The organism is Nonomuraea sp. NPDC051941 (assembly GCF_044593615.1).
The window spans coordinates 22,772-37,021 of the sequence record NZ_JBIUCF010000007.1 but is presented as its reverse complement, the minus strand read 5'-3'; the positions used below and the strand labels follow the sequence as shown (position 1 = coordinate 37,021).

Genomic DNA, 14,250 nt, shown 5'->3' with positions numbered 1-14,250 from the left:
TCAGCTCTCCTCGGATCGATCGTCCACAACGGTGTGGAAGCTGGTCGCTATGAGTTCCCGGCGGCCGTTGACGTCCTTGAGCGTGCCGGCCGCACGCACGAGGGTCCGGTTGCGGTGCGCTTCGACGGCCACGTCGTAGGCCGCCTCGTCGGGCAGGCGCACCCATATGGAGCCGCGTGGCTCGCCGTCCCCGATGGCCACCTCGCCGCGTACGTGGACACGGAACCGGTCCTCACCGCCGTTGTCGAAGAGCGTGCCGATGAGGCCTGTGACAGAGGCGCTCTCGCGGTGGAGGCGCCGCAGCCTGTGGGCGACGCGGCGCAACAGGGTCCCGGTCTCGGCCTCGAAGACCACCGTCCGCGCGGGCACCTCGGAGGGCAGCGCGCGGGCCCAGCGGAAGCCGACCTCGAACCGGGTCCCGGGATCGGTGCCGGCGAATCGCGCGAGCGCGACGCACAGGTCGGCCGACACGCCGTCCCGGACCGTGTCGTCGAAGACGCTGATGTCGCCGGTTCTGCGTACCTCGGCGCTGGCTTCGCGCAGGAGCAGCGTGGCGCGCTGCAGCAGGGTCAAGGTGCGGCGCGCCAGCGGAGGATCGCCGGAATTCTCCCCGTCCAATGGGATGCGTACCGTGAGGAGGTCCGCCGACGGCACGATCGGTCCGATCCAGACGCGGGCGAGCAGGTCACGCACTGCTTTGGGGGCCGTGCCGTCGAACACCGGCCGAGGTCCGTCCAGAGCGGCACGCGCCGCCGCGCTCAGGGCGGCGTGCGCGCTGTTGAGGGCTGTGACCGCGTCCACCAGCCCGAACTCCCCATCCATGGGGACGATCGGTGCGCGATACCACTGGACATCGGCCATGGGCGAGCTGATGTCGGATGCGATGTCCTCGACAGAGCGGCCCTCCACCCTCGCCAGCAGCGAAAGGGTCTCTTTGAGACGCCGCGGTCCGTCGGCCAGATAGTCCGCTCCGGGCACCAGGATCTCGTGATCGCCCTCATGCACCCAGACAGCCGCGCCCCTCCAGCCCTCCGGCTGGCGAACCCAGCCGGTAGCGGCCAGATAACTGCTGACATCGGCGACTGACACGTTCCTCATCAGGCGAGCGGTCCCGTGGGCGCTCCGACGAGCTCGCGTAACGCGCGGACCGTGAGAACGTTCCCCAACGGCACCTGGATGGGGACCTGCCGTTTGGCGCTGGGAGAGGCGATGGGCTGCTCCCCCTCGAACCCGCGGTAGTAGCAGAGCCGGCTCAACGTCAGCCCCTCGGTCTCCACGCGTGCGTATCGGTCACTCTCCGGTGGGACCACGACGAGGAAAAGGTAACGGGGAACGAGAAACGGACCGGCGACGAGCTTGTTGTACTGCACCTCGTCAAGCCCGCGAAACTGCAGATCCGGGCCCTTGCTCAGCGGCTTCGACCACGACTTGACCTGTACCTCGATAGCGGGCGAGGAGATGTACCCCGTTCGTCCGGCATATCGAAATCCCAGGTCGATGCCATCATGGTCGAGATCGTCCTTGTAGACGAGAAGGCCCGCGGCCGAAGCGAGCACCCTCACATAGTCCTCGGCGAACTTCCCTTGATGATTCCGCTGGTCCAGCACGCAGTCTCCCTCACCCGCCGACCGCTCGATCCGCACGCTAGAGAGTATCCACAAGGCAGCCGAGAGGAGAGGGAGTTTCGCTTTGGCGACGCATGAGACGCATTTTCCCGATTTATTATCGGTCGCCATGAATATGGCAATTACCTGCAGCCATTTCGGGCCGGCGGCGCACATTTCGTACGGCGACTCTACCGTTAGCGTGATGCCCCACTTCGAGAGAGGCGGTCACCCATGGACTCCCCGGACCAGGTGCCGCCGGATGCGCCCGCGCATCGCGAGGACGTTCAACTGCGAGCACACGCCAGCGGACAGGGCAAGGTCTACCAAGCGGGTCGAGACCAGCACTTCCACTACGGAGACGGGGCACGCACCCGTACGGAGCCAGGATCCGTCGTCAGCGAGTGCCCTTATCCGGGCCTGGCTCCGTTCACCCGAGAACACGCTCGATGGTTCTTCGGCCGCGACCGCCTCACCGCCGACCTGATCGATCGCCTCGATCGACGTCAGCGAACGGGCGGGCCACAGATGATCGTGGCTTCCTCAGGAGCGGGGAAATCGTCGCTCCTGAGAGCGGGCCTGCTGCCCAGGCTGGAGGACGGGGCGTTGCCGGGCTCGGCCGAATGGGCGAAGATCCTTTTCACCCCCACCGCCAGACCTGTACACGCGCTTGCCACGCACCTCGCGCCGCTCCTCGCGCAACCTCCTTCGGTCGAAGAGTTGGTCGGCAACCCTCAATCGTGCGTCACCCTGCTGGACGACCGGCTCGCCGGCGACAACGGCCTGGTCCTGGTGGTGGACCAGTTCGAAGAGCTGTTCACGCTCTGCGGCGACGTCGAACAGCGACGCACCTTCGTCGAACTGCTGAGCCGGATCGCCGCTCCGCGCGCCGACGGACCGGCGCTGGTCGTGCTCGGCGTACGGGCGGACTTCTACGCCGCGTGTGCCGACTTCCCTGCCATCAAGACGGCCTTGCAGGACGCTCCCTTGGTGGTCGGCGCGATGACGGTTGAGGAAGTCAGTGAGGCCATCGTCTTTCCCGCCCAGGACGTCGGAATGGACGTCGAACCTGGCCTGCTGCAACTGCTCCTGCGTGACCTGGGGGCGGACGGCGACGGGCTCGGCGGGTATCAGGCGGGCAGGCTGCCCCTCCTGGCTCACGCTCTGAGAGCCTGCTGGCAGCAGCGCAATGGCGCCACTCTCACAGTGCGGGGCTACGAGGTCGCAGGCGGGATCCAGCACGCCATCGCCACGACGGCCGATCGTGCCTACAACAGTCTGGACGCGGCCGGGAAGCGTATGGCGCGCTCGCTGTTCCTGCGGCTGACCAGGATCGGGAACGGAACGGATGACTCCAGGCGGCGGCTGTCCCGAACGGACCTGATCGGCACCAGCGCCGACCCCGGATTGGCCGCGATCGTGGTGGACGTGTTCACCGAGGCTCGGCTGCTCACGCAGCACCACGACGCCGTGGAGATCACGCACGAGGCGTTGCTGCGGAGCTGGCCGCAGTTGCGGCGTTGGATCGACCGCGATCGCGCCGGGCAGCTCGTCCAGCAAGAGCTGGAGGAGGCCGCGACCGCGTGGCAGCGAGAGTTCCGCGACTCGTCGAGGCTCTATCGGGGCAGCCGCCTGGCTGTCGCCAACAGATGGGCGGCAAGGGCAGCTCCAGACGATCTGGCCCCCGTCGTCAAGGCGTTCCTGACGGCCTCCTTGGCCCAGGAACGCAGGACCGCCAGGCGGCGTACCACCATGGTCGTCTTCCTCGCCGTGCTCTCGCTCCTGGCCAGCACCGCCGCTGTCGTGGCCGTCGACCAGCGGAACAACGTCGCGGCACGTGATCGGGTCAATCTGGCCCGGCAGCTGGCCGCCAAAGCGGAGGCGCTGCTGACGACGCGCCTGGACACGGCCCAACTCCTGGCGGTGGCCGCCTACGAACTGGATCAGAACCCTCAGACGAAGGACGCGCTCTTCCAGGCGACCACCTCCAGCCCGCATCTCAGCAAGTATCTCTACGCCTCATCGCGCGTGACGGCATTGGGTTCTTCGGCCGACGGCCGCTTCCTGGTGACCGGCGCGCAGGACGGCAACGTACAGCTCTGGGATCTCAGCACGACCGTCGGCCAGGCCATCGGCCGGCTCAGCAGACCGATCACGGACGTCGGCGTGGACGCCATCGGCAACACGGTCGTCTTCACGGACGGGGCGGCGGTGCGACTGTGGCGGAGGGAGACCGGCGCTCGGAACGTTCCGGGGCCGGACGGGTTCCGGCCCGCCGCAGTCGGCGTCAGTCCCACGCACCGATACGTTGTCGTCGCCTACTCCGGGAGCGACACATCCGTCTATTCGTCACGGGTGGTTGTACACGACGAGAAATTCGGCCGATCGCATACGGCCAGGTCCGAGCTCTACTTGTCCAGGTCCAGCGAAATCGTCTTCGCCGAGGACGACGAGGCGGTCATCCATAACGGCCTGACCGAGTGGGACCGACGGTCACTACCGGCAGTGACCATCCGTTCTTCCGCTCACGGTTGGGTACCCGCCGACACGCCGTCGGTGACGGCCATCTCCCCGCGGGGCCGGCACTTCGCAGCGGCGTGGGGCCAGACCCGGGCGCCGATCTGGCGAACCGACGCGACATCGAACCTCCCCAACGGCGACCTGGCCGGGGCCACATCAGGAGCCAGCCCCAATGCGATCGCGATCAGCGCCGACGGCAGGCGACTGGCCGTGGCCGACACCGGAAGAATTCATGTCTCGACCACGTCTAAAACCGAGCCGTCCAACCTGGAGGTCCTGACGGGAAGCAGTTCCATCGACGACGCGGGACTCGCCTTCCTGGGTGGCAGCTCGGATCGCCTGGTGTCCGCCTCAGGGCGAACCCTGGCGATATGGGAGCTCAATCAGGTGACCCGCCTGAGTCAACGCATGCCCATCCCGTTGAAGTGGTCCTGCATGGCGTGCAGCGGACCTGCTCTCGCGGTGCGAGAGGGCGAGGACGACGTTCTGGTGACCAGCGAATCGGGCCAGACGATTCTCGCCGGCGTCGGCAACGTTCCGTTCTCAAGCAGGCAGATCAAAGGATCGTATGCCCACGCGGCATGGAGTCCTGACGGAAAGAGACTCCTCCTGATCAAGTACAACGGCAAAATCGAGATTCGTACGCACGCTCCCGATTGGCCGATCGCCGGCGTTTGGGACACGCGCCAGGAATCCATTCTCGGAGCGGCGTGGACATCGGACGGGCGCGGCATCGTCATCGTTCATGACTCAGGCGACATCGTCCTCATCGATCCCGGCACGGGCCGCGTCGTCCGAGCAGTCCCGCGATCTGCTGACCGCCAGAAGAACCTCAGCCAGGAGGGTGACTACGGCGGGCCCGCTCACATAGACCCGCAGACGATGACAGTGGCCGTTGAAGGTTCCACGGCGGGAGCGTACCAGGATGTTCTGCGCGTCATCGACATGGCTACCGGCCAGGAACTGATCGTCCGGGGCGACACCATGGCGGGTGTCGCCTTCGCTCAGGGGCGTCTCCTCATCCAACGACTGACCGGCGATCTGGAGATCAGGGACGCCCGTACGACCAAGCTGATCCGGGTGCTCCCCGAAAATGGGCACTACGTGAACGGGGTCTGGGCCAGCCGGACGGGAACAGTCGCCCGCCTGCGCTCGGACGGAGCGATTGTCTTGACCGATCTCAATACCGGATCGGATATCGGAAAGATAGAGGCGCCTCTGGAACAACGTCAGGTCAGGACGGCGCTTGCCTTCTTGAGCCGGGGAAGAAGGCTTGTCGCGGTGACGGAGCCCAGCCCGGAGAGAAGCGCGCGGCTGGTGGTTTGGGAGTATGGCGAGGACAAAATGCTGCAAGCCGCCTGCGCCACGGTCGGACGTACACTGCTCCCCGAGGAAAGAGAGCTGTATATCGGCGCCAACTCGCTGGGACGACTGCCTTGCACGAGCCCTCGTTGATGGGACGAGGGCGGCCGGACGAGATTGAGGCATTTGTCGGATCTGTCATCACCCGCGACCGGGAAGTGCCCTGTGACATGGGCTTTTGAAGCGAATTCCTTGGCCAACTAATAGATGAACGGCCGCCCGTTACGGAATCCTTGAGCAGGCGAGAACGCCGCAGCCCGCCATACCGGCTGCTCCCCTGAAGCGATCAACGAGTGCGATGGCGGATCCGTGGAACAGCAGGCATACCGAAGGCTCATCAAGGTGCTCGAGCAAGTGGCCGGGGCCCGGAAGGGTGAGCTCTATCCGGTGCTGGCCGAGGCTGTGGCCGTACATCTCGGGTGGATCGATGCGTTCGTGGCCGAGAACCCCGCATATCTGGCGCTGGGAAGCGACGGCGAGGAGCAGTACCTCACCATGTTCCGGCCGGACTTCGTGGAGGAATACGTCGAGCGCTGGCGCTGGAACAATCCGTTCGCCTCGCGCGACGGGATCGCCTGCCTGAGCCGCCACGGTGTGGCGACCCTCGGACGGCTCCGCCTGCGGGCGAGCGAGCCGGAGCGGGACTTCGCCGACACGTTCCTGCGCCGCAACGGCATCGACGACATGCTGAAGATCGTCGTCAGGTCCCCGGCCACGGGCGCGGTCAGCACGCTGGGGGTGCCGTTCGACGGTGATCGACGCGCTATCGAGCCGAGCGACCTGCTGATGGCGGCCACGCTGGGCCCGTTGCTGATCCCGTACTTCGACGCGAACCTCGTACAGGCCTCCGTGCGGGAGGGACCTCACCTCGGGTGAGCGCGACGTGGCCGAACTGGTGGTGCTCGGGCTGGGCCACAAGCACATCGCGCGGCGGCTGAACGTCAGCGAGAGCGCGGTCGAGAAACATCTCACCCGCGTCCTCGAGAAGACGGGATGTGGCAGCCTGACCGAGCTGACCGCCCGGTGGAATCGCCGTCCGATGAGCTGACCGGACGCGAATGGGCCTCCCGTTTGACGAACATCCGGGATCGGGGGTTCGTCGAACGGGAGGATGTCCAGGACGGAAGGCATGCGGAAGGAGAAGCCACGTCGCGCATGCTACGTTGTGCCCTTCCCACCACGGGCTTCGCCGCAGGCCCGGCTCCTGGACACAGGAGTCGGCTCGTACGGCCGACCCATGCGACACCTCATCTCTGGAGGAACAGCCAGTGGAGAAACACGCGCCCACCGGGTCCAGACCGCGGAAGGCCCACTTATGCGACGATGACGCGTCCTGCCGCATGGCGACGGCATGACGATGATGCTGGCAGGCCGCTATTCGCTGATGTCGCAGCTCGGCCAGGGCGGCATGGGCACGGTGTGGCTGGCCGTGGACGAACTGCTGCGGCAGCAGGTCGCCGTCAAGGAAGTACGGCTGCCCGCCGATCTGGACGAGGCGTCCCGGGCCGAGCTGACCGAGCGGACCCTGCGTGAGGCGCGGGCCGCGGCGCGGCTGCGTTCGCATCCGTCGATCGTCACGGTGCACGACGTCGTCATGGACAGCGGTCGGCCGTGGATCGTGATGGAGCTGGTCAACGGCCGTTCCCTCGACCGGATCGTACGCGAGGACGGGCCGCTGCCACCCGCCCAGGCCGCCTGGGTCGGGCGGCACGTGCTCGACGCGCTGGCCGCCGCGCACGCGATGGGAGTCCTGCACCGCGACGTCAAACCGGGCAATGTTCTGCTCACCCAGGACGGTCGGGTGCTGCTGACCGACTTCGGCATCGCCACCGTGGCGGGGGACGCCGCGCTGACGCAGACCGGCCTGCTTAACGGCTCGCCCGGCTACATCGCGCCGGAGCGGTTGCGTGGCGAGGCCGACGGCCCGGAGGCCGACCTGTGGTCGCTGGGAGCCACCCTGTACACGGCGGTGGAGGGCAGAACCGCCTACACCGGCCCCAATGGGGCGGCCGTGATGGCGGCCGTGCTGCTGCACGAGCCCGCTCCCCCGCAACGGGCCGGTTCGCTCACGCCCGTCCTCGCCGCGCTGCTGGTGAAGGATCCCCGGCAACGCTGCGGCCCCGCGCAGGCGGCGGCGTGGTTGCAGGCGGTGGCCCAGGGCGAGGTTCCCGCGGACACCCGCCCCACGTCCCGGCGGCGGCCCGCACCCACGTGGCGCCGGTTCGCCGTCGTGGGCGGCGCGCTGGCTCTCGCGCTCTCCCTGACGGCGGGTGCGGTGATCTGGGGGCTGACCCGTCCCGGAGAGAGTACGGGCGCCGAGCCGACGCCGGCCGGCGGCACCACAACGCAGTCCAAACCCGTGTCGTCCTCACCGGCCGGGAAACCGCTCTTCGGCACCGGCCTGCACTCCTGCAAGGTGCTGACCGCCGCGCAGGTCCGCACGCTGCTCGGCAGCAAGCTTCAGAGCGACAATCTCGACCGGAAGATCTGCCAGTACTTCGGCGCCAACGGCTCCTACGCGACCGTCTCCCTCTACCGGGTCGACACCCTCAAGGGGGCCAAGGCCAACTTCGTCGGCATCAAGCAGACCTTTCAGGATCTGCGGGACGAACATCCGGACATCGCGTTCGCCCGGACTCCGGTGGTCGGCGAGGAGTCGTTCGCGTCCGTCTACCGGGCGAACGGCACGTACGTGGCCAACATGGTGTTCCGCATGTCCAACGTCACCGCCACGCTCAGCTACAGCGGCCCGCGGCCCGGGACGAAGGCCATCGGGCGTGCGGCCGCGTCCGTGGCCGCGGCGATGGAGGCGGCCCGCCCGGCACGCTGATCGGCGCCGGTGGTTGAGATTACTCACAGGGCGAAATGTCCGGATTGTCATGACAAGTCGGTAATGGATCAGGCAGAATGCGGGACCACCAGCGTCTCCCTCCACCGGAGGAAATCCTCATGCGTCGACCCCTTGGGGTACTCGCCGTCGTCGCCGGCCTCGCCGCTTGCGCCCCGTCCACCGGCGGGGCGGCCGGAGCGGCGCCCGAGATGACCGCGCCGACCACCCCGCCGACGCAGACCGAGGAGGCGACTCCCGAGCCGACCTCCGAATCGGACAAGTGCCGCGTGAGCGTGGCCAGGCCGGGCATCTCCGCGCTCAGGATCCAGACCTCGGCCGTCCGCCGCGGCTGTGTGCGCCCGGCGCTGCTGCGCATCCGAGTCATGCGCGCCGTCCCCGGCGACGATCCGGTCGTCAAGAGCGGCGCCGCCAGGAAGGACCGCATCACCCTGAAGCTGCCCTGCAAGCCGGGCACGTACTACGCGGTCGCCACCGACTACCGCGGCGGCACCGCCAAGTCCAAGGCCGTACAGCTGACCTGCGCCACCCCCACTCCCACTCCCACCCCCACGACGCGGGATACGGCGCCGCCGGTTTCCGAGACGAAGAAGACCGCCACCTCCGTCGGCACGGCAGTGGAGAAGGAGGTCGTCCGGCTGACCAACGCCGAGCGGGTCAAGGGCGGCTGCGACCCCCTCAAACACGACGCGCGGCTACGCAGGGCGGCGTTCGGGCACTCGGCCGACATGGCGAAGAACAACTACTTCGACCACGACTCCCAGGACGGCCGCGACATGGTCGACCGCATTCGTGCGACCGGCTTCACCGGCTCGACCCTGGCCGAGAACATCGCCATGGGGCAGCGGTCGGCGGCCGAGGTGGTCAAGGGCTGGATGAACAGCGACGGCCACCGGAAGAACATCATGAACTGCTCGTACACCCTCATCGGGGTGGGCGCGGCCAAGGACGCGCAGGGGCAGATCTACTGGACGCAGGACTTCGCCGCCGGCTGATCGTCACGAGAGATCTCTGTCCTCACGGTGCAGGTGATCCTCGAAGGTGGGGCGTCGATCCGCCGTACGCGACCACACGATCAAGGCAACCAGCCGGAAGGGAGCCAGTACGAGCCTGAGCACCCGACGCCCCAGCCGACGGATCAACCCGAAGAGCTCCTTGAGCGTCTCCCAGGGGCGTCCCAAGGCCACGACGGCCAGGAGGAAGGCCATGCGGCCGAAACCGATCCCTCCGAAGTCGTCCGGATCGTCTCGCTCCTTCTTGCTCACCACGGATCCTCCCGAGCTGGCCCGGTGAACAAAGATCCATCAAATCAGCCCTCCTGGGCGAGGTCCAGGAAGAGGGCGGCGGACCAGCCGAAGGCGGTCGTCGCGCGGCCCGCGCGACGGCCGGTCAGCGGGTTCCAGTACTCGTGGAGGCCGCCACCGTCGCGGACCATGGCCAGCGTGCGCTCGCGCAGCTCGGCGGCCGTCTCCTGATGCCCCGAGCGGCGCAGACCGTCGATGAGCAGATAGTTGACGTTCAGCCAGACAGGTCCGCGCCACATGGCCTCGGGGTCGAATCTCGGGTCGTCGAAGGCGACGGTCGGCACCGGGCGCTCGGCCCAGAAGCTCGGCGAGCGCAGGCCGGCGACGAGCCGGTCCGCGATCCCCGCGGGGAGCCTCCCGGTGAAGAGCGGCATCAGCTCCAGCGGGGTGCGCACGTCCACCTCGCGACCGCCGACCAGGGTGGCGAACCTCGTGCCGTTCCACCGGCGCGCGATCATCCGGTCCACCAGGGCCTGCGCCCTGGCCCGCCACGGCGCGGCGTCCTTGCCGAGCGCCTGTGCGATGTCGCCCAGGCGGTCGTACTGGAGGGTGAGGTAGGCGTTCAGGTCGGGCGGCTCGGCGCGGGGGCCGCCGTCCCAGATGGGGCTGTCGTCCAGGCCGGACGAGTACGGGTGCAGGTACTCGGCCAACCCGTCACCGTCCGGATCGGAGCGGGTGAACCACCACTCCTGGGAGCGGGCCAGCGGCTCGTACACCTCGGCGAGGAAGGCGGGGTCGGGGTCCACCTCGTGGATCTTCCACACCGCCCAGGCGGTGAGCGGCGGTTTGGTGACGGGGACGGCGTCCCCGATCGGCCCGCCCCCGACATGCTCGGCCAGCCTGGCCAGATCGGAGCGGGGCAGGTCCGTGGTCTCGGCCAGCGCGCCGTGGTCGTGTACGACGTCGGGGATCAGGCCGTCGGGGCGCTGGTGGTCGAGCAGGATGCGGATCTGCTCCCTGGCCAGGGCGGGGTCGGCGTGCCTGAGCGCGATGGCGTGGAAGTAGGAGTCCCAGTTCCACAGGCCGACGTAGCCGTTCTTGGAGGGGACGAGGGACTCTCGGCCCTGGATCCGTACCAGGTTCACCGCCAGCGTCCACCACGCGTCCTCCGCTCGTTCGCGCAGGTCCGCACGCACGGCGGGCATGCGGGCGAACCAGTCGCGCCACCGTGCGGCGGCCGCGTCGAGCACCGCCGCCGCGTCGTGCCTCGCGCGATCCGGGCCGACGAGGGTGACGCAGCCGTCGATGTCGGCCTCGCCGCCGTCCCACACGGCCCGCGCGCCCGCGCCGGTCAGGACGAGGGTGTCCGGGTCCGCGAAGGCCATGGCCACGCCGCCCGCGAACTCCACGCGGTCCGGCAGCACCCGCAGCACCGGCAGTTCGCCGCTCCCCGAAAGGATCCGCAGGCCGGTGAGCACCTTCGTGTCGGCGAGCCTGGTCTCGTACAGGGCTCTGGCGATCCAGAGCGAGCCGTCGTCCGCCGCCATCACCAGCAGCCGCGAGCCGCGGTCGGTGAACGGGCGTTCGCGTAGGTCCGGCATCAGCGACCTCCCAGGCCGGAAGCGGCCATCGAGTTGATGATCTTCCGCTGGCCGATGAGGAACGCGATGAGCGTCGGCACGACGGCGATCGCGGAGGCGGCCAGGATGAGCCCGTAGTCCACAGCCGTGCGCTGGCCGGAGAACTGGCTGAGCAGCAGCGGCACCGTGGCCAGCTCGGGCGAGTTCAGGAAGATCAGGGGGAAGAAGAAGGAGTTCCAGGACGCGAGGAAGGCGATGATGCCGAGCGCGCCGAGGCCGGGGCGGATGTTCGGCAGCACGACGTTCCAGAAGCAGCGCCAGCGGCCCGCCCCGTCGATCCTGGCGGCCTCCTCCAGCTCCACCGGCACGGCCCTGATGAACTGGCGCAGCAGGAACACCGCGAACGGGTTCGCGATGCTCGGCACGATGAGCGACAGATGCGAGTCGATCCAGCCGAACCTGGCCAGCATCAGGTAGAGCGGCACGACCGTCACCTGCGCGGGCACCATCTGGGTGGCCAGGAACACCACGAACAGCACGCCGGAGCCGCGAAACCTGATCCGGGCGAAGGCGTAGGCGGCCATGGCCGAGGTCAGCAGCGTGAGCGTGACGTTCAGCGCGGCGATGTAGAAGCTGTTCCAGTACGCGGTGCCGAACGGCACCGCGCCGAGCGCGTCGGGGTAGTTCTCCCAGCGCCACGGGTCGGGCAGCCAGTCGAGCGGGTTGTTCAGCATCTGCCGCACGCCCTTGAACGACGTCAGCAGCATCCAGACGAACGGGAACAGCATCGCCAGCCCGCCGAGGGTGAGCCCGGCGTGCAGGGCTACCTGCCTGGGTCGCATCCCGGCCCCCTCACGAGTCGTAGTGGACGAGGCGCTTCTGCGCCGCGAACTGGACGAGCGTCACGAGCAGCGTCAGGACCAGGAGGATCAGCGCGGCGGCGCTGCTCATGCCGAACTGGAAGTCCTTGAAGCCCAGCTCGTAGACCTGGTAGACGATCGTCCTCGCGCCCTCGTTGTCCTCCGGGTCCACCAGCACGTAGATCTGGTCGAAGGCCTGGAACGAGCTGATCACCGCGACGACGGTGGAGAAGAAGATCGTCGGCGAGAGCAGCGGCAGCGTGACCGAGCGGAAGATCCGCAGGCTGCCCGCGCCGTCCACGCGGGCGGCCTCGACGATCTGCGGCGGGATCGTCTGGAGCCCGGCCAGGAAGATCACCACGTTCAGGCCGAGCGACGACCAGATCGTCACGACGGCGATGGCCACGATCACCCAGCCGGGGTCGCCGAGCCAGTCGGGGGCGCTGATGCCGAACCAGCGCTCGAGCGACGAGTTCAGCACGCCGTAGTCGTTGCCGGCCAGGATGATCTGCCACATCAGCGCGACGGCCACCGAGCTCGTGACCACCGGGAGGAAGTACAGCACCCGGTAGAAGCCGCCGCCTTTGACGTTGTTCAGCGCGACCGCGATGAGCAGCGCGAAGACGAGCCCGAACGGCACGGTCAGCAGCGCCAGCTTGACCGTGTTCCACACCGCCAGCCCGAACTCGGGATCGGAGAGCTGGGCGGCGAAGTTGTCGAAGCCGACCCATTCCTTCTGCCCGAGCCCGTCCCAGCGCATGAACGCCAGCACGACCGCGAAGCCGAGCGGGAAGACGAGGAACACCAGCAGCGCGGCGACCTGCGGCGCGAGGAAGAACGCGGCCCACCAGCCGTCGCGGTTGCGGACGGGCCGCGCCCGGTGGAGCGTGCGGGGCCGGGCCCGTGCGAGGACGGTCACGGCTAGCCCAGCTTGCCGTCGACGAGCTTCTGGAGCTGGGTCATGCCCTCGTCGAAGCCGACCTTGCCGGTCCACACCTTCATCAGGTGCTCGTTGATGTCGGCGGTGAGGCCGGGCACGGCGACCTCCTCGGGGTAGTTCGCGAAGCCCGTGTCACGCACGTCGAGGAAGGTCTGGGCGTGGGCGGGGTAGCCGTCGGCGAGGACGATCTGCTCGGCGCCCTTCACGGACGGCACGGCGCCGCCGTCCTTGAGCCTGATGAGCTGGCCCTCCTTGCCGACGAACTCGGTGAGGAAGGTGAACGCCTGCTCGGGCAGCTTGGTGTCCTTGTTGAGCGCCAGGTAGGAGGCGGCCACCGCGCCGGGCATCGGCTGGCCGGTCTGCGAGGGGAACGGCACGATGTCGTAGTCGTCCAGCTCGCCGCCCTTCTTCAGGGAGTCGATCATCCACCGGCCTCCGGCGTAGAAGCCGGCCTTGTGCTTGAGGAACTGCGTGCTCGGGCCGTTGCTGTCGGGCAGCAGGTCGGCGCTGAGGAAGGTCTTGTCCTGGTAGCCCTTGGCCAGGGCCTGCAGGGCCTGGCGTGCCTTGGGATCGGTGGTGGCGACGAACTTGCCGCCGTCCCAGACCTTCCCGCCGAAGCCGTTGATCATGGAGTACGTGGAGCCGTACCAGTTCCAGAAGATCGACCCGGCCTTGCCCGCCGCCTTGAGCTTGGCGTTCATGTCGAGGTACGTGGCCATGGTCCACCGCCCGGCCTCGTTGAGCGCGGCGGGGTCCTCGGTGATCCCGGCGTCCTTGAGCGCCTTCTTGTCGAACCAGAGCACCTCGGGGTTGGTGTCGTTGGGGACGCCGTAGATCTGGCCGTCCTTCCTGGCGCCGCCGTAGATGCCCTCGAAGAACTCCTCGGGCTTGCTCTTGGAGGAAGGGCCGGCCAGGTTGTCGTTGAGCGGGGTCAGCACCCCGGCGGAGACGAACTTGCCGATGTTGTCGTCGCCCACGAAGAACACGTCGGGGGCGGTCTTGCTGGTGAGCTGGGCCAGCAGCTTGGGGTGGTAGTCCTCGTACTTGGCGACCGGCTCCAGCTTGAGCTTGATGTCGGGGTGGCGCTTCTCGAAGTCCTCGGTGAACTTCTCGTAGAGCTTGATGTCCTCGGCCGATCCCCAGGTGGACCAGCGGACGGTGGCCGGGCCGGATCCGCTGCTCATGCCTGGGACGTTCCCGCCGCCGCTGCCGCTGCACGCGGTCGTCGCGACGGCGAGGATGCCCAGGACTGCCAGGGCACGGTTCATGGTCGGCTCCTTACGGGGGTTGCG

Annotated in this window: 12 protein-coding genes; 5 read left to right on the top strand and 7 right to left on the bottom strand. The window is 68.2% G+C overall.

The genetic code is table 11. The features are described 5' to 3' along the window. A complete protein-coding gene (locus ACIHFD_RS14480; RefSeq protein ID WP_397367251.1) occupies window positions 1-1,098 on the bottom strand; it encodes a hypothetical protein in 1,098 nt (365 codons plus the stop codon). Further along, a complete protein-coding gene (locus ACIHFD_RS14475; RefSeq protein WP_397367249.1) occupies window positions 1,098-1,643 on the bottom strand; it encodes a DUF4365 domain-containing protein in 546 nt (181 codons plus the stop codon). Before ACIHFD_RS14475 ends, ACIHFD_RS14480 begins: the two co-directional genes overlap by 1 nt. A 195-nt stretch (window positions 1,644-1,838) precedes the next feature. Between ACIHFD_RS14475 and ACIHFD_RS14470 the strand changes: the two genes are divergently transcribed. The 5 genes from ACIHFD_RS14470 (at window position 1,839) to ACIHFD_RS14450 (ending at window position 9,329) form a co-directional block, all read left to right on the top strand. Beyond that, window positions 1,839-5,579: a hypothetical protein gene (locus ACIHFD_RS14470; protein ID WP_397367248.1), complete on the top strand. Its 3,741-nt coding sequence runs from the start codon at window positions 1,839-1,841 to the stop codon at window positions 5,577-5,579. A gap of 216 nt (window positions 5,580-5,795) precedes the next feature. Continuing rightward, a complete protein-coding gene (locus ACIHFD_RS14465) occupies window positions 5,796-6,362 on the top strand; it encodes a hypothetical protein (protein WP_397367246.1) in 567 nt (188 codons plus the stop codon). Between the two features lie 7 nt (window positions 6,363-6,369). After that, the gene (locus tag ACIHFD_RS14460; RefSeq protein ID WP_397367245.1) at window positions 6,370-6,534 is read left to right on the top strand and encodes a LuxR C-terminal-related transcriptional regulator; all 165 of its coding nucleotides are present in this window, start codon (window positions 6,370-6,372) and stop codon (window positions 6,532-6,534) included. Between the two features lie 303 nt (window positions 6,535-6,837). Further along, entirely contained in the window at window positions 6,838-8,316 is a 1,479-nt protein-coding gene (locus tag ACIHFD_RS14455; RefSeq protein WP_397367244.1) for a protein kinase, read from the top strand. A 119-nt stretch (window positions 8,317-8,435) separates the two neighbouring features. After that, window positions 8,436-9,329 (top strand): CAP domain-containing protein, encoded by an 894-nt coding sequence (locus ACIHFD_RS14450; protein ID WP_397367243.1) that lies wholly within the window; start codon window positions 8,436-8,438, stop codon window positions 9,327-9,329. A gap of 3 nt (window positions 9,330-9,332) precedes the next feature. Here ACIHFD_RS14450 and ACIHFD_RS14445 read toward each other — a convergent pair whose 3' ends face one another. The 5 genes from ACIHFD_RS14445 to ACIHFD_RS14425 are packed head-to-tail and all read right to left on the bottom strand — an operon-like array spanning window position 9,333 to window position 14,226. Continuing rightward, entirely contained in the window at window positions 9,333-9,599 is a 267-nt protein-coding gene (locus ACIHFD_RS14445; protein ID WP_397367242.1) for a hypothetical protein, read from the bottom strand. A gap of 44 nt (window positions 9,600-9,643) precedes the next feature. Then, on the bottom strand, window positions 9,644-11,179 hold the full coding sequence (locus ACIHFD_RS14440; RefSeq protein ID WP_397367241.1) for an amylo-alpha-1,6-glucosidase: 1,536 nt from the start codon (window positions 11,177-11,179) through the stop codon (window positions 9,644-9,646). Continuing rightward, complete coding sequence (locus ACIHFD_RS14435) at window positions 11,179-12,000, bottom strand: carbohydrate ABC transporter permease (RefSeq protein WP_350731869.1); 822 nt, start codon at window positions 11,998-12,000, stop codon at window positions 11,179-11,181. Before ACIHFD_RS14435 ends, ACIHFD_RS14440 begins: the two co-directional genes overlap by 1 nt. 10 nt (window positions 12,001-12,010) lie before the next feature. Next, window positions 12,011-12,937: a carbohydrate ABC transporter permease gene (locus ACIHFD_RS14430; RefSeq protein WP_397367240.1), complete on the bottom strand. Its 927-nt coding sequence runs from the start codon at window positions 12,935-12,937 to the stop codon at window positions 12,011-12,013. Between the two features lie 2 nt (window positions 12,938-12,939). Continuing rightward, entirely contained in the window at window positions 12,940-14,226 is a 1,287-nt protein-coding gene (locus ACIHFD_RS14425) for an ABC transporter substrate-binding protein (protein WP_397367239.1), read from the bottom strand. Window positions 14,227-14,250 lie beyond the last annotated feature (24 nt).